General features: G+C 30.9%; 18 protein-coding genes and 1 pseudogene. 3 read left to right on the forward strand and 16 right to left on the reverse strand.

Features of this window, described 5'->3' with window-relative positions:
* Positions 1-3 precede the first annotated feature (3 nt).
* The 11 genes and pseudogenes from atpH to AB2B44_RS06770 all read right to left on the reverse strand — a co-directional run bounded on the left by atpH (position 4) and on the right by AB2B44_RS06770 (position 13,841).
* Positions 4-561 carry an ATP synthase F1 subunit delta gene (gene atpH / locus AB2B44_RS06720; protein ID WP_369048806.1) on the reverse strand — a complete coding sequence of 186 codons (558 nt, stop codon included), beginning with the start codon at positions 559-561 and terminating at the stop codon, positions 4-6.
* A gap of 8 nt (positions 562-569) precedes the next feature.
* Positions 570-1,070, reverse strand: coding sequence for a F0F1 ATP synthase subunit B (locus tag AB2B44_RS06725; protein ID WP_369048807.1), 501 nt, complete (start codon positions 1,068-1,070; stop codon positions 570-572).
* An 88-nt stretch (positions 1,071-1,158) separates the two neighbouring features.
* Positions 1,159-1,350 carry an ATP synthase F0 subunit C gene (gene atpE / locus AB2B44_RS06730; RefSeq protein ID WP_369048808.1) on the reverse strand — a complete coding sequence of 64 codons (192 nt, stop codon included), beginning with the start codon at positions 1,348-1,350 and terminating at the stop codon, positions 1,159-1,161.
* A 39-nt stretch (positions 1,351-1,389) separates the two neighbouring features.
* On the reverse strand, positions 1,390-2,472 hold the full coding sequence (gene atpB, locus AB2B44_RS06735) for a F0F1 ATP synthase subunit A (protein ID WP_369048809.1): 1,083 nt from the start codon (positions 2,470-2,472) through the stop codon (positions 1,390-1,392).
* Positions 2,473-2,889: 417 nt separating this feature from the next.
* Entirely contained in the window at positions 2,890-4,251 is a 1,362-nt protein-coding gene (locus AB2B44_RS06740) for an OmpA family protein (protein ID WP_369048810.1), read from the reverse strand.
* A gap of 120 nt (positions 4,252-4,371) precedes the next feature.
* A complete protein-coding gene (gene kbl, locus AB2B44_RS06745; RefSeq protein ID WP_369048811.1) occupies positions 4,372-5,565 on the reverse strand; it encodes a glycine C-acetyltransferase in 1,194 nt (397 codons plus the stop codon).
* 81 nt (positions 5,566-5,646) lie between these two features.
* A complete protein-coding gene (locus tag AB2B44_RS06750) occupies positions 5,647-8,784 on the reverse strand; it encodes a UvrD-helicase domain-containing protein (RefSeq protein WP_369048812.1) in 3,138 nt (1,045 codons plus the stop codon).
* Positions 8,785-8,851: 67 nt separating this feature from the next.
* Positions 8,852-11,043: pseudogene (gene feoB / locus AB2B44_RS06755) on the reverse strand (ferrous iron transport protein B).
* A gap of 2 nt (positions 11,044-11,045) precedes the next feature.
* Complete coding sequence (locus AB2B44_RS06760; protein WP_369048813.1) at positions 11,046-12,068, reverse strand: iron dependent repressor, metal binding and dimerization domain protein; 1,023 nt, start codon at positions 12,066-12,068, stop codon at positions 11,046-11,048.
* A complete protein-coding gene (locus AB2B44_RS06765; protein ID WP_369048814.1) occupies positions 12,065-12,721 on the reverse strand; it encodes a metal-dependent transcriptional regulator in 657 nt (218 codons plus the stop codon). The genes AB2B44_RS06760 and AB2B44_RS06765 overlap by 4 nt, the downstream gene beginning before the upstream one ends.
* Positions 12,722-12,851: 130 nt before the next feature.
* Positions 12,852-13,841, reverse strand: a complete 990-nt coding sequence (locus tag AB2B44_RS06770; protein WP_369048815.1) for a hypothetical protein — start codon at positions 13,839-13,841, stop codon at positions 12,852-12,854.
* 403 nt (positions 13,842-14,244) lie between these two features.
* Between AB2B44_RS06770 and AB2B44_RS06775 the strand changes: the two genes are divergently transcribed.
* The 3 genes from AB2B44_RS06775 to AB2B44_RS06785 all read left to right on the forward strand — a co-directional run bounded on the left by AB2B44_RS06775 (position 14,245) and on the right by AB2B44_RS06785 (position 16,836).
* On the forward strand, positions 14,245-15,255 hold the full coding sequence (locus tag AB2B44_RS06775) for a dipeptide epimerase (RefSeq protein WP_369048816.1): 1,011 nt from the start codon (positions 14,245-14,247) through the stop codon (positions 15,253-15,255).
* A complete protein-coding gene (locus tag AB2B44_RS06780; RefSeq protein ID WP_369048817.1) occupies positions 15,255-16,289 on the forward strand; it encodes an aminotransferase class I/II-fold pyridoxal phosphate-dependent enzyme in 1,035 nt (344 codons plus the stop codon). The genes AB2B44_RS06775 and AB2B44_RS06780 overlap by 1 nt, the downstream gene beginning before the upstream one ends.
* Before the next feature lie 67 nt (positions 16,290-16,356).
* Positions 16,357-16,836: an ABC transporter ATPase gene (locus tag AB2B44_RS06785; RefSeq protein ID WP_369048818.1), complete on the forward strand. Its 480-nt coding sequence runs from the start codon at positions 16,357-16,359 to the stop codon at positions 16,834-16,836.
* Here the strand turns inward: AB2B44_RS06785 and truB are convergent.
* The 5 genes from truB to mce all read right to left on the reverse strand — a co-directional run bounded on the left by truB (position 16,831) and on the right by mce (position 20,024).
* Positions 16,831-17,517 carry a tRNA pseudouridine(55) synthase TruB gene (truB, locus tag AB2B44_RS06790; RefSeq protein ID WP_369048819.1) on the reverse strand — a complete coding sequence of 229 codons (687 nt, stop codon included), beginning with the start codon at positions 17,515-17,517 and terminating at the stop codon, positions 16,831-16,833. The two genes, AB2B44_RS06785 and truB, sit on opposite strands and share 6 nt — an antisense overlap.
* Before the next feature lie 4 nt (positions 17,518-17,521).
* Entirely contained in the window at positions 17,522-18,331 is an 810-nt protein-coding gene (locus tag AB2B44_RS06795) for an undecaprenyl-diphosphate phosphatase (RefSeq protein ID WP_369048820.1), read from the reverse strand.
* Between the two features lie 2 nt (positions 18,332-18,333).
* Positions 18,334-18,579, reverse strand: a complete 246-nt coding sequence (locus AB2B44_RS06800) for a DUF3098 domain-containing protein (protein ID WP_369048821.1) — start codon at positions 18,577-18,579, stop codon at positions 18,334-18,336.
* Positions 18,580-18,667: 88 nt separating this feature from the next.
* The gene (locus AB2B44_RS06805) at positions 18,668-19,546 is read right to left on the reverse strand and encodes a cell division protein FtsX (protein ID WP_369048822.1); all 879 of its coding nucleotides are present in this window, start codon (positions 19,544-19,546) and stop codon (positions 18,668-18,670) included.
* Between the two features lie 76 nt (positions 19,547-19,622).
* Complete coding sequence (gene mce / locus AB2B44_RS06810; RefSeq protein ID WP_369048823.1) at positions 19,623-20,024, reverse strand: methylmalonyl-CoA epimerase; 402 nt, start codon at positions 20,022-20,024, stop codon at positions 19,623-19,625.
* Between the last annotated feature and the right edge of the window lie 5 nt (positions 20,025-20,029).

The raw sequence follows: 20,029 nt of genomic DNA on the forward strand, positions 1-20,029 counted from the left end.
TAATTAAATTTTTGAAATGTAATGACTGTTGTCAAACTCTTTTCTTAATTCGTTGAAATGGTTAGAAATACTTGCGTCGTATTGTATATCTCCAACGCGCAAAATAAATCCGCCTATTATTTTAGGGTCAACGATGTTTTCTATATTGGCTTTGTTGCCTGTTAAAGCAACTATTTTTGTTGCTATTTTTTCTTCGGTTTCTTTGTTTAAAGGAACAGCTGTAGTAACCTTGGCTACTTGTATGCTTTTTAAATGATCGTAAATAATGGTGTATTGTTTGGCAATAGGTAACAACATAACCATTCGCTTGTTTTCTTGTAATAAATTAAAAACACTTAAAGAAATAGCGTTTATTTTGTCAGAAAAAAGGGCCGTTAATACCTTTTTTTTGTCGGCCGCTTTTATAACAGGGCTTTTAAGCATTGTTTCTAAATCGGTACTATTAGAAATCGTTGCGGCTATTAATTGCATATCATTATTTACCTCACTTTCTAGACCTTGTTCTTTTGCAAGGTTTAGAATAGCTTTTGCGTAACGTAGTGCTGCTCTTGTTCCTTTCATCTACCTGCTTATTTTAAAGTAATGTTTTGTAACATATCTTCTACTAGTTTTGTTTGGTCACTAGAAGAAGCTAACTCTTTTTTCACTACTTTTTCTGCAATACCAATAGATAGTTCTGCTACTTGTTTTTTTATATCTGCAACAGCTGCTTGTTTTTCTTGGTTAATAGTCGCTTTTGCATTTACAATCATTTTAGCAGCTTCTTCTTTAGCTTCTTCTTTAGCCTCTGTAATGATATTGTCTTTTATTTCGCGAGCTTCTTTTAACATAGCATCTCTTTCAGCACGGGCTTCTTTTAGCAGTTTATCATTGTCTGCCTGTAAATTTTGCATTTCTTTTTTTGCTTCTTCTGCAGATGCTAAGGCATTTTTAATACCTTCTTCTCTGTCAGTTACAGCGTTTAAAATTGGTTTCCAAGCAAACTTTTTCAAAAATAAATAAAGTGCAATAAAAAGTATTAATTGCCAAAAAAATAAACCTACTGAAAACTGTTCAAATAATTTTTCCATAATCGTTTGTTATCTCAAAAATAATCTGTTTAATTTTAAAAGAACAGCTATAACCAACCGTTATAGCTGTTCTTTATTTGTTTTTAGTTTATACAGCAAATAATGCTGCGAAACCAATACCTTCAATTAACGCTGCAGCGATAAGCATAGCGGTTTGAATTTTTCCTGTAGCTTCAGGTTGGCGTGCAATTGCATCCATAGCAGAGCTACCGATTTTTCCGATTCCGAGACCTGCTCCGATTACTACTAAACCTGCTCCTACAATAGCTGGAATTTCCATAATATATATAATTAAAAATTAAACATTCAATTTATTAAACTAATGGTCGTCATGTTCTTCTACTGCCATGCCAAAATATAAGGCAGAAAGCACCGTAAAAATATAAGCTTGTAAAGCAGCTACTAATAATTCTAAAAGAGCTAATGCAAAAGCTAATAAAAAAGACAATGAACTACCTATCCAATTTTGGAATAAAAAAACCATCCCTATAATACTCATTAATACCACGTGCCCTGCCGTAATGTTAGCGTATAAACGAATCATTAAAGCAAAAGGTTTAATAAAGGTGCCTAATAACTCTATAGGGGCTAAAATTATTTTCATGGGAACAGGAACTCCTGGCATCCAAAAAATATGTTTCCAATAATTTTTATTACCTGAAAAAGTAGTAATAAAATAAGTTATTAAAGCCAAACATAGCGTTACCGCGATATTATTGGTAACATTCATGCCAATAGGAGTTAACCCAAATAAGTTTACAATCCATATAAAGAAAAATATGGTTAACAAATAAGGCATGTATTTTTTATAGTGTTTTTCTCCAATATTAGGACGTGCAATTTCATCACGAACATAAATTATAATGGGTTCTAAAAAACGTGCAATTCCTTTAGGTATTTTATTGTTTATTTTATATGATTTTGCCATACTACTAAACATGAAAAGCATTAAAGAAAAAACCATCAGTATCATCAATACATTTTTTGTGATAGAAAAATCTAATGGTTTTGTATTGGTAGGATGGTGCTCCTCGTTATAATTTATTGTTCCGTTAGCATCGGTTTTGTATATTTTACCATGGTTAATTTTGTAATAACTACCATCTACTTCAGCAACAGTTTCTCCATGGTTAAATTTTGAAGATAAAAACACTTTTAACCCATTATCCCAAAGAATTATAGGTAAAGGAAACCCTAAATATTTGTGTTCACCTGCATCTGTAGTATACGAATACAAACTAAAATCGTACGAATCTTTTAGGTGGTGCTGAATATATTCTTTTACCGCTGTTTTTTTATCGGCGCCCGAATTATCATGCTCTTTATTTGTTATACCAAACGTGGTTAAGGAGGTTAAAAGCAGTAATAATGTGATTTTTTTTACAGTTATTTTTCGATGCATATCACTTAAATATAGTGGCTTTAAAATTCCTGCAAAGGTAGCTTTTTATCTCAAAAATAAAAACTTTTTCTTCTTTTTATTTGGCTTTTTTTAGAGTGCGTTTTTTTTGGTTATTAATTAAATGAAAGTGGTTGTGGTTGGTTGTAAATTATCGTATTATTAGCTACTTATAATTGTGTAAAAACGCTTTATATCTGTATTTAAAAATGTTAGAATGGATCAATATAATTCTTTTATTCCGTTTCATTTTTATTGTTTATGTAACTTTAAGTTAAGTAAAGATTGGTTTTGTTTAAAAGAGGTGTTTATTAATGTTGTTATGTGTAAATATAAAAGATGTTTTTAAGGAATAAAAAATAAAAAAGGCTACTCATTTGAGTAGCCTTTTATTAATTTAATAGTTAAGCTATTAAATGATTATTTTGCTAATTTAATTTCTACACGTCTGTTTTGAGCTCTACCTTGCGCTGTGTTGTTGTCAGCAATTGGGTAGTTTTCACCGTATCCTATAGAAGATAATCTGTTAGCAGAAATTCCTTTACTTACTAAATAGTTTAATACTGCAGAAGCTCTTTTTTCTGATAATTTTTGGTTTAAGGTATTTGAACCTGTATTATCGGTGTGTCCTTCTATAACAAAATTAGCAGCAGGATAATCTTTCATAATTGAGCTGATTAAGTCTAATTTTTGAGTAACACCAGTTTTGAAAGAAGATCTACTTGTGTTGAAGTAAATTGCTCTTGCAAAATCGTTTAAGTTGCTGATTTGGTGAGCAGGAACTTCTTTTACTTCTGGGCATCCGTTATTTGAAGCTACACCAGGTACTTTAGGGCATTTGTCGTCTTTGTCTAAAACTCCGTCTTTGTCGCTATCTGGGTAAGGGCATCCACCATTTGCTGCAGGGCCAGCAACTTTAGGGCATTTATCTGATTTATCAGCTACGCCATCACCGTCTGTATCAGGGCAACCTTTCATAGCTCTAGAACCTTTTACGTTAGGACACATATCGTCTTTATCAGCAATACCGTCGCCGTCAGTATCAGGGCATCCGTTTAATGCCGCTATACCAGCAACTTCAGGACAAGCATCGTCAGAATCTTTAATGCCATCACCGTCTGTATCAGGACATCCGTTAAATTCTTTTAAACCAGCAACTTCAGGGCAAGCATCTTCTTTGTCGTAAATACCATCGTTGTCTGTGTCTTTTCCTCCAAATTTAAACACTAAACCAATAGAATGTTGGAAGTGATCTTGTATTTTGTTTCCAAATTCTTTTTTCCCTCCTGATTGAAAGTTTAAACCGATGTTGTCGTTAAACCAAACGTTAAATCCAAGACCAGCGTTTAATGTTCCTTCACCTTGATCATCTATAGAGGTGTAGCCTCCACCAAGATATACGTAAGGATCCCACCAGCCAGTTTGACCAAACAAATTGTTTAAGTCGTATTTTACATTAGCATCGATAGCCCAATAAAGTTCATCAACGTCATCTTTTGAATGAATAGTTTTGATCTTGTTTAAAGATCCTGCTAATTGTAAAGAGAAACCACTGTCTAAGTATCTGTCAACAGTTATTCTTGAAATTGATGGTAAGATATTCCAGTCTCCAAGACCGATATAATCTTCAGCATATTTTCCAAAGGTGTTGTTGTAGTCAGGTCTTATATCGACCGCATTAACCCCAAAACCAACCACCCACGGGTTGTCTGAATCTTGCGCGCTAACGTTTGCGACTGCAAGCATAAATAAAGCCATTACAGCTAATTTTAGTTGTTTCATTATCAATAAATTTAAATTAAAAGTTCGTTTTATTTAGAGCAAATGTAAGGTCTAAAAACCTATTTACAAAACCAAATCTACAAAAAAATATAATTTTTTTTAAGTTTTTTATAAAGATATTTATAGAATGTTTAATTCTGTCCCAACTTTCACAAATGCCTTTATAGCTTTATCTAAATGTTCTTTTTCGTGTGCAGCGGATAATTGTACGCGAATTCTCGCTTTTTCTTTAGGTACTACAGGGTAAAAGAAGCCAATTACATAAATTCCTTCGTCTAATAATTTATTAGCCATTTTTTGTGATAGTTTAGCATCATATAACATAACAGGTACTATGGCAGCATCGGCGCCTACTAAATCGAAACCTGCTTTTTCCATTTGGGTTCTGAAGTAATTAGTGTTCCATTCTAACTTGTCTCTAAGAGAGGTGTTGTTACTAATTAAATCAAAAACTTTTAGCGATGCTCCTACAATGGCAGGGGCTAATGAGTTTGAAAATAAATAAGGACGAGAACGTTGACGCAATATTTCAATAATTTCTTTTTTACCAGTAGTGTACCCTCCCATAGCACCTCCAAGAGCTTTTCCTAAAGTGCCAGTAACAATATCAACACGGTTCATTACATTTTTTAATTCTACGGTTCCTCTACCTGTTTTACCAATAAACCCAGCAGCATGACATTCGTCTACCATAACTAAAGCATCATATTTATCAGCTAAATCACAAATTTTGTCTAATTTAGCGACAATACCATCCATAGAAAAGACACCATCAGTAACAATAATTTTAAAGCGGTGATTTTTTTTGTTGGCTTCAATTAATTGTTCTTCTAAAGAAGTCATGTCATTATTATTGTAACGATAGCGTGCTGCTTTACATAAACGAACTCCGTCTATAATAGAAGCATGGTTTAAGCTGTCAGAAATAATGGCGTCTTCACTAGTTAGTAAAGGTTCAAAAACCCCGCCATTAGCGTCGAAAGCTGCGGCATATAATATGGTGTCTTCGGTAGTGTAAAAATCAGCAATCTTTTTTTCTAGTTGCTTATGAATGTCTTGGGTGCCGCAAATAAAGCGTACTGAAGACATGCCAAAACCGTGTGTGTCCATCGTGTCTTTTGCTGCTTGAATTACTTCGGGGTGATTTGATAGACCTAAATAATTGTTGGCGCAAAAATTAATTACTTCTTCACCTGTTGAAATTTTGATAACAGCATCTTGCGAAGAGGTAATAATACGTTCAGATTTATATAATCCAGCATTTTTAATGTCTTGAATTTCTTGTTGTAATTGTTCTTTAATTTTTCCGTACATAATTGTTAGTTGTATTAGATTAAAGGTTTGAAATGGAGGTGTTAAATTTTAAAGGGTGTAAAGTTACAAGTTTGAAATTTTTTAATGTACTTCTTCTACTAAAATTTCTTTACCTATATATATGAGTAGTTTTTTTTCTATTTCACAATTCATTTTTTTTAAAACTTGTTCGTACTTCAATAATTGCTGATGATAAGTGTTAGAAGGTTTACCTGTTTTGTAATCTATAATAGTTACTTGTTGTTTTTTGTTAAAAACTAATCTATCAGGAATTATAATTTGACCATCAATGGCTAAGATTTCTCTTTCATTAAATACGGTTACTTGATTAGAGAAGTAGTTTTTTAATTCGGGATGATTTACAATTTGATTAATATTTTTGGTTACGTCTATTGTTTTATCTTGTGAAAGTATGCCTTGTTGTTGGTAACGGTGTACTATAGTGTTCACATCATTTTTTGTAATAATTTTAGCCATCATTTCATGGATTAAAACACCAAAATCAATAGCTTTTTTTTGTTTTGTATTCCAAAGTTTAGAGGCGTTTGCCAACATGTAAATATTGTGTTCTTGCCAAGGAGACGAAATAAATTCTTGTTGTAAAGTAACAATTGATTTTTCTTTTTTTGGAATACTATTGCGATTTTGATTTCCAAATTTATACTCTAAAACATCTTCTTTCCAAAATTGCTTTTGCTTTAAAAAATTGATAAAAATACCTGAGTAAAAATTAGTATTTTCTTCTCCTTTAATAGTTGTCTTTTTTTCGGTAATAATGTGTAGCTGTTCTACAGCTCTTGTTAATGCCACATATAGAAGGTTAAAATTGTCTAATTCTAAAACAGCTCTTTGTTCGTGGTAAATTTCTAATCCTCTATCATTTATATAATTTATATCTTTATTGAAAGGAATTAATAATTCATTAAACGGACTAAAATTTTCGGGCAATTGGTTTAGCCAAACCTTAGGATTTATTTGTCTGTAGATATCTAAATCATACGGGAAAATAACGACAGGAAATTCTAATCCTTTTGATTTGTGTATTGTCATAACCTGTACGGCATTTGAATTTTCAGGCGCAACAATGCTTAAAACATGTTTTTTTTCTTCCCAAAAATCTAAAAACTCTTGAATACTAATTCCTTTTTGCTGTTGTTCTAATACAATGTCTAAAAAGAATTGGATGTAGGCATCAGAAGTTGTTGCCAATTTAAAAACTCGTACAATAGTTTCTATTTTTTCATAGAAAGGTAACTGCTCAAAAGCAGCTTGTGTAAACAAAATGCCGTATTCTTTTAATTGGTTAAAAATAGACCAAGGTAATTGTTTAGCAAACCGATGAAAAAAGAAATCTTTACTCTCGACTATGTTTAAATGATTGTGTAGAAAATATAAAATTTCAAATCGTGTTTCTTCATCATAGGGGTGTTGAATTATTTGTAAAACGTTTCGTATAAAATTTATTTTTGAATTATTTTTAAGTAACAGACTATCTGGCGAAACAACTCGAATTTCATTTTCCGATAAAAATTGAGCAATCTCTTGCCCTTCTTTCTTTTTTCTAGTTAAAACACAAATTTCGTTTGGTTGAAATTGGTTGAGTAAACTATGTATTTTTTCTAAAACCTTTTTAGGATATTTTATTAACTCTTCTGTTTTTTCTTCTTCTTTTTCTAAAAAAGTGAGCGATACAAATCCACCTTTTTTTTTGTTTTCGTATTGCTTGTTACCTTCTATATAAAGTTTTTTATAGCTTTCGTTTTCTAAAAAATTAGCAACATGCGTAAAAAAATGATTATTAAAATCAATAATTTCGCTATAACTACGATAATTTGTTTCTAAGGTTTTTGTTGTTTTTGCAACATGAAATGGATTTGTCGAATTTTGACCATCAGATCCTAAGTTAATAAACTGTTCTGCTTGCCCGCCTCGCCAACGATATATTGCTTGTTTACCGTCTCCTACCAATAATAAGCTACTGTTTTCTTGTGCTAAAGCATTATCGATTAACGGAACTAAGTTTTGCCACTGTAAAACCGATGTGTCTTGCATTTCATCAATAAAATAATGCATAAAACGTTGCCCAATACGTTCGTAAATAAATGGTGCAGGTTGATCTTTTATACTGTCGGAAATTAGTTGGTTAAATTCGGCGTTTAACCGTACGTTATTTTCTTGCTTTAGAGTAGTTAGCTCTAAATTTATATTATTTAAAACAGCTAATGGGATAAGACTTTTTAAAATTAATTTATTTAATGTGAATTGTTGAAAGAGTTGTTCTGATTCTTGATATAAATCTAACAATTGAGGTATAATACCTTCAATAGCTGTTTTTGTATCTTCTGATTTGCTTTTAGCGTAAAAATTGTTTTCTTCTATGCGCTCTCGAAGTTTATTTTGGTCGAAAAACTTAGCTTTTTCAATATTTTGAGTCAACGCAACAAAGTGGTTTGGTAGCATGGATCGATAAAAATCGTTATGCGCTAATCCCATTGTGTTTATTGCCTGTAGACCTTCTTCTCCGATTTTTTTTGCGTGATTTTTTATCTGTTTTTGATGTTGCGCTAGTTTTTGTCGCAGTAGGGTAAAATCAGCTATTTTTTTTTGCGTTAATTTATTAAAGTGATGGGCGTCGTTTTCGTTTAAAAGTATTTTAGAAAACTCGTATAATTCATTAGCGATATCCCATGATTTATCATCGTCTGCTTTATCAAGTGAAAAATCGATTAATGTTTTGGTAAGTTCTGGGTTGGTTCCTATTTTAGAGATAAGTAAATCAACGGCTTCATTTAGCAATAAATTAGCATCCATTTCTACTTCAAAGTTTAACGAAAGACCTAAGTCGTAGGCAAAACTTTTGATAATTTTATGGGTAAAGCTATCAATTGTGGTGATTGAAAAAGCTGAATAATTTTGTAAAATAGCGTCTATAATTTTTTTGCTTCGTTTTTTAATAACATCTCTATCTAAAGCTGTTTCTTCTAAAATTTTAGCGTGCAAATCTGTTTCAAAACCTTCGGCAAAGGCTTGTAGGTTTTTTAAGACGCGTTCTTTCATTTCGCCCGCTGCCTTATTGGTAAAGGTTATTGCTAATACTTTTTGAAATTGAAAAATATCGTTAGAGAGTAAAAGAATTTTTAAATATTCTTTAACCAGTGTAAATGTTTTTCCACTACCAGCAGAAGCATTGTACACTTGAAAAGTTGTTGAATTTTGCACAAAAATATTTTACTGCAAAATACAAAAAGGAATACAAAAATAGGTTTGCACTTTTTTATATTTTAAATCAACTAAAAATTCTCCAAATTTGGGCAACTATAAAGGTAACTATAAACCCTGCGATAAGAGGTAAAAAAGTGGCTATAAAAGTCCATTTTTTACTTTTTGTTTCTTTATATATGGTGTATATGGTAGTGCTGCACGGGTTGTGTAATAGGCTAAATAGCATTACGTTTATAGCGGTTAATAGGGTCCATCCTCCAGCTCTTAAAACTTCGGAAGTTTCTGTTATTGAGTCTAATTCAAACATTACGCCAGCACCAGCGCCAGCTGAAATTCCAGTTACAAGAACGGTTAGCATTAGTATGGTTGGAATTACAATTTCGTTTGCAGGAATTGCGATGATGTAAGCCAATATAATAACGCCGTTTAAGCCAAATAAAAATCCAAAATTATTAAAAGAATGTACCAACCAAGCTGCAATACTTTGGTTTTCAATGTTGATGTTAGAAATTAACCAAATAACGGCTCCAGCAGGAGCAGCAAATACAATAGCTCGCCATAAAACAATAAGAGTTCTATCAATTAAAGAAGTGTATATTGTTTTCCAAAAAACAGGAGGACGATAGGGGGGGAGTTCTAAATTAAATGTAGAAACTTCTCCTTTTAAAATGGTTTTTGACAGTATCCAAGAAAAGAAAAACATAAAGAATATTCCTAAAATGGCAATGCCAATTACAGCGACTAATGATAGTAGACTTGAGTATGATTTTGGTACAACAGCCCCAACAAATATGGTTGCCAGTAATATTTGTGTTGGCCAACGACCATTGCATAAAGAAAAATTATTAGTAATAATAGCAATTAAACGCTCTCTAGGGCTATCAATAATACGAGTGGCAACTACCCCTGCTGCATTACAACCAAAACCCATACTCATTGTTAAGGCTTGTTTACCATGAGCTCCTGCTTTTTTAAATAAATAATCCATATTAAAGGCGACTCTTGGCAAGTATCCGAAGTCTTCTAATAAGGTAAATAAAGGGAAAAATATTGCCATTGGGGGTAACATTACAGCAATTACCCATGCTACAGCTAAATATACACCATCGATTAAAAAACCACTTAGCCACCATGGCATAGCAATGCCATTAGCGGTCTTTTTTAAGAAAGGATGAACAGTGTCTAATAATACATTTGATAGCATAGAAGAAGGATAGTTGGCTCCAACAATAGTTATCCAAAGCACAATTGCTAAAAGAAGAATCATTATAGGGAAGCCCCATATTTTACTTGTAACAATTTTATCTATTTTAGCATCTAATCGCTCTTTGTTTTTTTTACCTTCCTTTTTTACGGCATCGTTTACAATTTTAGATGCATCGGCATAAATACTTTCTACCAAATTATCATGAAAATCATCTCCAATTTTCCATCGTAACTCTTCTGAAAGGTTAATTATATAATCTGCTGCCTTATTTGTGTTCATTGTGGTTAAATAAATTGTCCTTTTTTTAGTCTTTCAATTATTTGTGTGTCTCCTTCTAATAAGCGAAAAGCTAACCATCGGCTATTTGAAATGGTTGGAAATTCTTTTTTTATTTCGTTGCTTAACGTATTCACAATTTTTTCTACAGGAGCAGGAAGGTTTTTTATTTTTCGAGGTTTACATTGTATTTTGTTGTTTGCTAATTCGCTTATCGTTTTAATTAGTTCAGGAATGCCTTGATTAAATCTTGCGCTTGTTGGTACTACTGGTATTCCTAAGTCTTTTGCTAATGTTCGGGTGTCAATTGTTATGTTATTTCGTTTAGCTTCATCTATTAAGTTTAGACATAAAATAGCTTTGTCGGTTATTTCTAATATTTGTAGTACTAAATTTAAATTTCGTTCTAGTCTGCTGGCATCTACTACAATTACCGTAACTGTAGGTTTGCCAAAAAGAATAAAATTTCGAGCTATTTCTTCATCTTCAGAAGTAGAGAGTAATGAGTATGTTCCAGGTAAATCGATCAATTTAAATTTTTGATGGTTGTATTGAAAGGCTCCTTCTGCTCTAGTAACTGTTTTGCCCGACCAATTGCCAGTATGTTGTCTTAGCCCCGTTAGCGAATTAAAAACAGTGCTTTTACCCGTATTAGGGTTTCCTGCTAAGGCTACAACAAAGTCAAACTCATCGGTTTTTATTCCTAATTTTTTTAATCCTTCTGCCGTATGATGAATACAGTCGTTACACTGATTTTTTGTGTTGTTACTCATAGCTATACTTTTTTAATTAAAATTTTTTCTGCTTGATTATTTCTTAAAGCGATGCTTGTTCCTTTTATTAAAAATGCTTTTGGGTCTTTTAAAGGATTAAGTAAGTCGACACTTACTTTTGCATTTTTTACAAAGCCAAGGTCTAATAATCTACGTCTGTTTTCGCCTCTACATTCTTTAGAAATCCCTATTATTTCTGCAGTTTCGTTTAGTTTTAAGCTAGAAAGTCGCGCTATGTTTTCTTCATTAATTGTGTTTTTTTCTAAAACAACAACAGTAATGTTTTTAGCTACAATCGGAGCTAAGGTGAATTTTTCGCCTTCTGCATGAAAAACAATTCTTGTGTTGTTGTTTTCTACTATTCTTATTTGAGATCCTAAGTGGATGTTTTCTGCTAAAATTTGTTTGTAAATAATGTCTGGTTCATCTTCTATATGGATAATTTCGCCAATGCTATTTACGGTTAAGTTAGAAAGAGGTTTTCCTTTTTTTGAGGTTATTTTACCGGTGTTAGAGGGTATAGGGTCGCCATGTGGGTCAAATTTAGGGTTGCCCAAAATAGCAGCTAGTTTATCAGTTTCTTCTAAGCTTAATTCGTGTTCTTTTTTTTCAGCTCTTTGATGCCATTCTTCTTTTTTAAATCCTGTTTTTTCTGATAAAAATTTTTCCCAAAGGCGGTGAGCTCGTATAATTCTAAGGGCGTATTCATTGCCTGATTCGCTAAGTTTAAAGGTGTCTTTATCTTTATATATTAGTTTATTTTCAATCATTTTATCTATACTTTTAGTTAGTAAATGATTGTTGTGGGGTAGTTTTCTGGTTAAGTTGTTAAGAGTTATTTCATCACCATTTTCTTGGCTATGGTAAAGACTTTTTAAAATGTCTTCTACAGCAACTTTTAAGTTTGATTTAAGATTTTTTTTAAGTAAGTAAAACCACCCTTTAAACGGTCTAAATGTGTAATAGAGTAGTGTTGTTAAAATCAAAAACGACACGAGTAATAGGATTGGGTTTTTAGAACTCATTGTTTTTGAATATATAAATTAGCTGCTATTTTATTTGAAATAGATACTTTTTCGTGATTTATCTTGATTGATAATGAGTTGTCGAATGGCTCTTTTTCTAATACTTTTATAGTTTCTCCAAGTGTAATGCCTATTTTATCTAGGTATTGTAAAAATGTTGGCGAAGAATCGTTAACGCCTACAAAAACCCCGCTTTCATTTTTTACCAAAGTTGATAATAATGTTTTTTTTACAGAAAGCAAATCGCCTTGTTTGTTTGGTATAGGGTCCCCATGTGGGTCATATTTTGGAAACCCTAAAAAAGCATCTAATTCTTCAATTAATTTGGGAGATTTTATATGTTCTAACTGTTCAGCTACTTCGTGTACTTCATCCCAAGAAAAATTTAATTTTACAGCTAAAAACACTTCCCAAAGACGATGTCTTCTAACAATTGAAATGGCAGTTATTTTACCAAAATCAGTTAAAATAACTCCTTTATATTTTTTGTGAATAACTACATTTTTATCAGATAGTTTTTTAATCATGTCGGTAACCGAAGAAGCTTTTGTTTTTAGCTTTTTGGCAATTGCATTTGTGCTAACTCCTTTGTTTATGGTGTTCGCTAAGTGATAAATAGTTTTAATATAGTTTTCTTCAGATTGGCTAAACATAATAAAAAATAATTAACACAAAAGTACAAAATTTTTGGGTTACATAATTTATTTTTTAGAGGAGGCTAAAAATAAATTATTAAAAGTAAAAAAGTCACGGTTGTATTTTTTATAAGATAGATATTTATTTTTAAAAAAAAGAAAGATGGGTTTTTGTTTTTAGTTGATGCTTCAGTTGGTCTATTTTTTCATGCATACTGGTAAAGAATATACGTTTATCAATTTCAGCATCACCTGATATTTTTTTAGCAAATTGTAATTGGGTTTTTAAATAAGACTCAATTTCGACACATGTTTTTTTGTCATCAATAATTATTTCAGAGAGTGAGGTGTATGGTATTAAAGCAGCTTTTGTTTTAGAAGAGCTGAAAAACAATATATTGTTTAAGTTGATTAATTTATTTTGGTATATTGTATAATTTGTATGCTCTTGACTACACCAAAGCTCATTAGTTGCTTTTACCTCTATATCGTTTACTAAGGTGGTTATTTCATCGCAGAGTTGTATCGCTTCATTTTTTTGTATAAGCTTAGCCTTGTGAAAATAATAAATTTGATATAAAAAGCTGTCAATAGTGGTGGTACTCCATATTTCAGTAATATTCATTTTTTTGAAAAAACGTTTATAGTCTTTTAGGAGCTGAATTAATGAAGGTTTTACTGTAAACTTATTTAGTTCTATATTTTTTGTTTCTAAAGAATTTGAATGAATATTAGAAAAAGTGTATAGGTTAAATTTAGCTAGTAGCGTGTTGTTTGGAATGTGAAAGAGCGGTATATTTTTTAAGACAAGAAGGATATTTATATTTTCATGTTTTAAAAATTGTTTGATAAATAAATTTATATTTTCAAAATAAATTTCAATATCTTCTTGTGTGTTTTTATTTACAAAAATGGATTCGTTTTTTATAAAATCATAAAGGTTGTAAATAGGTATTTTATAATGTCGTATTAATTTTAATGCATCTTCAAAAGATAAGGCGGTTTTATTATTTATTCTTCTATAGGCGGCATCGTAACTGATGTCTAAAACATCTGATAATTCTTCAATTAAAGAGGTTTTTTTTGGCGTCTTTTGTTTAATATAGTTGAATAATTGGTCTTCTATTTTTAATTTCATATAATTTTTTTGCGTTTTTTGCAAATAAATATATAAAAAAAATGTAAAAAAAATAAAAACTTAAGTTTAAATCTTTTTACATTTGACCCAGCTTAATTGCTATAATAAAAGATGAATTGGGGGATACATCTTTATTATCCTAGAAGTCTTCTTAAGAAGACTTCTTTTTTTTATAGAGGAGTTTTGTTTGATTGTTTTTATTTAAACTTTCAAATCTTCTTAAGTTGTTCGTTTTGGAGACTCAGTATATATATTATTAAAAAGTTCTTATTTCTTTTGCTTGTGAAGCATAACATATTGATAATATATGAGTTATAATTATGTGAATTAACTTTTTTAATAGTAAACTTGTTTTTTTTTATAACTTTACAGATTAAAAAATGTTTAATTTAATTTATTTGCAGTGAATATTAAACTACACCCCTATAACCTTGAGTTAAAACATACTTTTACTATTTCTAGAGAGTCTCATAATTTTCAACCTTCGTTAATTGTTGAGTTAACAGGCAATGGCTTTTCAGGTTTGGGTGAAGCTACTTCAAACCCGTATTACAACATTACTGTTGAAAATATGACAGAAATTATTGCTAAGAATATAGATTTAATCACTTCGTTATCTCAAGAAACACCTTCTCGTTTTTGGGAAGTACTATATCCGTATTTTAAAGAAAATTTATTCGCTTTGTGTGCCTTAGATATGGCTTTTAATGATTGGTATGCGCAAAAAAAAGGAAAAAAATTATATGAGCTTTGGGGGTTAAAAACTAATAATAATCCAAAAACAGATTATACAATTGGTATAGACTCTATTGAAAAAATGGTTGCAAAAATGAAAGAATTGCCATGGCCGATATACAAAATAAAATTAGGAACTAAAGACGATATTCGTATAGTAACTGAGTTAAGAAAGCATAGTAAAGCTCTTTTTAGAATTGATGCAAATTGTGGTTGGACTACTGAACAAGCAATTCAAAATTCATTTAAACTTAAAGAGTTAGGAGTCGAGTTTTTAGAACAGCCCTTAAGAGCGGATAATACAGAAGGAGCACTTGAATTATATAAAAAAAGTGCTTTACCTATTATCGCGGATGAAAGTTGTATTATAGAGAGTGATGTAGATAAATGCTTGGGATTGTTTCATGGTATTAATGTGAAATTAACCAAGTGTGGGGGATTAACACCGGCCAAAAGAATGTTAGAAAAGGCGAAAAAATTAGGAATGAAAACAATGGTGGGGTGTATGACCGAGTCAACAGTTGGTATATCTGCTATTGCACACTTATTACCACTTTTAGATTATGTAGATATGGATGGCGGATTATTATTGAAAAAAGACATTGCAAAAGGAGTGGTTATAGAAAAAGGAACCGTTTATTATGCTAATAAAAATGGAATAGGAGCTACTTTGTTGTAATGATACAGTTAAATAAAATACCTAATACTAAAATTATTGTTAAAGATAAAGTGTATTTGTTTTTTAGTGGCACTTCGTATTTAGGTATTTCGTCACTTACAAAATTTCAAAAAATTGTTGCTAAAAAAACAAAAAAATGGGGCACAGCTTATGGTAGCTCTAGAAAAGCGAATATACAGTTAAATATATATAAAAAAGCAGAGTTGTTTTTTGCAAAATTTTTACAAAAGGAGCAGAGTGTAACCGTTTCTTCAGGTACTTTAGCAGGTATATTTTCTTTACGAGCACTAGCCAAACTAACTGATGTGTTTTTTTATATGCCTAAAACACATCCTGCTATTTTAAGAGATGGTGCAGTGCCTATTTATACGGTAAATAATGTGTTAAATACAGAATTGCTTAAACTGAAAAACAAAACAATTTGTATTTTATCAGATGCTATTGCTATGTTAGAAACAGCTCCATTTTCTTTTAATTTTTTAGATAAAATACATGCAAGCAATACTATTTATGTTTTATTAGATGAATCGCATAGTTTGGGGGTTTTAGGAGAAAATGGTTGTGGTATTTCAAATCAAATAACTAAAAATAAACGTGTAAAAATTATAATTACTTCTTCGTTGGGAAAAGCCTTTGGAATTAATGGAGGGGTTATCGCAGGAGATAAAAAAATTATTGAAATCATTAAAAAAGATTCGTTGTTTATTGGAAGTGCAGGTATGAGCGCTGCCTATTTAGATGCGTTTATGCAGGCGCAAAAAAAAGGAATATATAAAAAACAGCTGGTAAAACTAAAGAAAAATGTAGCCTATGTTTTTAGTAAATTAGAAGGTAATAATCAAATAAATGCAACCGAATCGTATCCTGTTTTTTTTCATAAAAATGAAGAGATAGGAGATAAATTAATGCTTAAAAACATAATTATAACCTCATTTTATTATCCTACAAGTAATAAAAAAATTAATAGAATTGTTATAAATGCGAATCATACCAAAGCTCAATTAAATTTATTAATAAAATCTTTGAGTAGCTAAAAATAGCTTGTTTGTTATTATAATTCTGGTATGTGTTATTTTTGTGCTTTTCAGTATCTTTGTTTTGATGTTTACACCCATTAATACGTTATCAGATCAAGCAAGGGTTTGGATTTACCCTTCGAGTAGAAAGTTTTATGCTGAAGAAATAACTTCGCTTACTAATAAATTACAAGATTTTGTAACATTTTGGAATAGTGATATTGCTAATTTTAAAGCATCTTTTGAATTAAAATACGATAGATTTATTATTTTTTATGTAGACGATGATGTCTCTGTTTCTCTTGCTGATATCAATCAACAAATTGCCTTTGTTTTAGAATTGGAACAGCAATACAGTATAACATTATTAGATAAAATGAATGTGTGTTTTAAGCAAGGAAAATATATTCAATATAAAGAGCTAAAAGACTTTAAAAAATTGATTAAAGATAGGGCTGTAACCGCTAAAACTATTGTTTTCGATAATTTAGTAAATACAAAGTTTGACTTAGAAAACTATTGGGAAACACCTCTTTCAGAAAGTTGGTATAATCGATTTTTATAAGCTGTTTACAAAATCTTCAATACTCAAGGCATTTTTAACTGAAAATTCACCAATTTTAGTACGTCGTAAAGCCGATAAGTGAGCTCCTGAATTTAGGGCTAATCCAAAATCATGAGCTAACGAACGAATATAGGTGCCTTTGCTGCAAACCACTTTAAAATCAACTTTTGGTAATGTAATATTGGTAATTGTAAAACTAGTAATTTCTATTTCGCGTGGCGTTATTGTAGTCGATTCGCCTTTTCTTGCTAATTCGTATAATCGCTTTCCGTCTTTTTTTATGGCAGAAAATATAGGGGGTTTTTGTAAAATTTTTCCTACGAACTGTTGGGTTGTTTGGTGTATTAAGTCGTCAGTAATATGGGCAGTAGAAAATGAGTTATTTACTTCGGTCTCTAAATCGTAACTAGGGGTTGTGGCACCCAAAACAAAAGTGCCAGTATATTCTTTTATTTGCCCTTGATAAGTTGTGATGTTTTTTGTTTCTTTTCCGGTACAAATTAACAATAAGCCCGTTGCTAATGGATCTAAAGTGCCAGCATGACCTACTTTAATTTTTTTAAGATTAAATTGTTTTTTTATATGCCAGCGTAATTTATTTACGGCTTGAAAAGAGGTCCACTCTAGAGGTTTATCAATTAATAAAACTTGTCCGTTTTCAAAATCTTTGACCGTTAGCATTTATTTAAATAATTAATTTACCAATAAAAAAGTGAATGATTAGTAATACAACACCTAATAAAATTCGATAATATCCAAAAATTTTAAACCCTTTTTTACTTAGATAGTCAATAAATGATTTAATAGCAAATAAGGCAACTATAAAAGCAATAATATTTCCGATAATTAAACAATTAACTTGAGTGTCATTTAATTCAAAACCAGCTTTGTAATAATCGTATAATTTTTTTGCAGTAGCACCAAACATGGTTGGTACGGCTAAGAAAAAAGAAAATTCAGCGGCTGTTTTACGGTTAATTCCTTGTGTCATGGCGCCTACTATACTGGCACCACTTCGCGATGTACCTGGTATCATGGCAATACATTGAAAAAAACCAATTTTTAAAGCTGTTAAATAACTAATTTTTGTGTGGGCTGTTGGGTTTTTAGGGTCTATTTTTTCATTTCCTTTAAACCAGTCGTCTACTTTTAGTAGTATAATTCCACCTAAAATTAAAGTAAAGGCAACAGTAATAGGACTTTCGAGTAGACTATCGATTATGTCATTTAATAAAAGACCTAAGAAAACAGCGGGTAAAAAAGCTACAAAAAGTTTTGCGTAAAAATCAAAACTTTGAAAAAATCGTTTCCAATATAGAATCACTACCGATAAAATGGCACCTAATTGAATAACGATGGTAAATAGTTTGGTAAAGTCATCTGAAGCAATTTTCATAAAAGAAGAGGCAATAATCATATGACCTGTAGAAGAAACAGGTAGGTATTCTGTAATTCCTTCAATAATTGCTAAAATAATAGCTTGTAAAATGCTCATGGTTATTTTTTAGGATTCAAAAGAATTGCATAAATTTCTAGACCAAGACCTAAAAGAACTAAAGTAGGGGCTAAACGTATTCTTCTCCAGCTATAAATAGCTTCGTTAAAAATTTTAGGGTCATCACTTCCGCCACCTGCCATTAATAAAAAACCTAATGCAATTATACCAATTCCAAACAGCATAAATTGGTAATTTTTTTTACCAAATACAAATTGGGGTTTTTCTATGTTTTTATTTTTTTTCATCTATTTTATTTTTTCGATAGGTTTTTATTTTTAAAATTTATTTGGCGAGTATTTGTTATTTATGCTCAATATTTTTAAGCATTTCATGCTAGTAATATAATTCGTCTGTTTGCAAGTTTAAAAACCGTTGAGTTGCAAAATAAGTACTTAACCAAGTAATTACAAAAGCTGTTACAATAATACCTCCAACTAGGTATGTGAGCGAAATATAATCTTTAACGAGTGCCAAAGAGGGCGCAAGTTTATTTAAATAATAAATAACAGTGCCTAGACCAATTAATGCAATTAAGGTGGCAATCATGCCTAATTTAATGCTTTGCCAAATAAACGGTCGACGAATAAAACCTTTAGTAGCACCTACCATTTGCATGGTTTTAATATTAAATCGCCGAGCATAGATAGATAGCCGAATAGAACTATTGATTAAAATAATAGCGATTAGCCCAAAAAAGCAGCTTAAAATTAATAGCCAAAAACTAATTCGTTTTATGTTTTTGGTAAGTAGTGTAATAAGTGGTTTATCGTATGAAACTTCTGCAATTAAATTGTTTTTGTCAAAGTTAACTTTGAGGTCTTCCATTTTTTCGGGAGTCACATAGTCGGCTTTTAAGTATAAGTCAATACCATCTTTTAGAGGGTTTGTGCCTAAAAATTGCAAAAAATCTTCTCCAATATCTTTGCTATAAGTTTTAGCGGCCTCTTCTTTGGTAACAAAAATAATTTTTTTGGTATAGGGTTGTGTTGATAAAAAAGTGCGTAAGTTTTGTATGCTATCTTTTTTCACATTATCTTTTAAAAACAATGTCATCGCTACTTTTTCTTTAAAATGATTGGCAACTTTAGTCGATTTTAGTAGTGTTAAGCCTAGTATTCCAATCATAAATAACACTAAAGCAATGCTAATTATAACCGAAATGTACGACGATTGTAAACGTCTTTTTTGATACGAATCGAAAGACTTAGTCATATAAAATTACGTTCTTTTTTTGCGTTGCAAGATACTAATTTAAAATAGTTGACCTTACTAGTTTATTATATTTTAACTATTCTATTTCTTGACACAATTCAATAAGCACACCGTTGGTTGATTTGGGGTGTAAAAAAGCAACCAATTTATTATCGGCTCCCCTTTTTGGAGTAGAATTTAAAATTGTAAATCCTTTTTTTTGTAGTCGTGTAATTTCTTGTTTTATGTCTTTTACAGCGAAAGCAATATGATGTATGCCTTCTCCCTTTTTTTCTATAAATTTTGCAATAGCACTGTTAGAATTAGTGGCTTCGAGTAATTCTATTTTGTTTGGACCACATTTAAAAAACGATGTTTTAACACCTTCGCTAATTACTTCCTCTATTTTATATTCATTTTTGCCAAATAAAGCAGAAAACAAGGTGTTAGATTTTTCTATATCTTTTACAGCAATGCCTATATGCTCTATTTTTTTCATAGGGA

Origin of the sequence: Tenacibaculum sp. UWU-22, from assembly GCF_041021355.1 — a bacterium.
GTDB lineage: Bacteria > Bacteroidota > Bacteroidia > Flavobacteriales > Flavobacteriaceae > Polaribacter.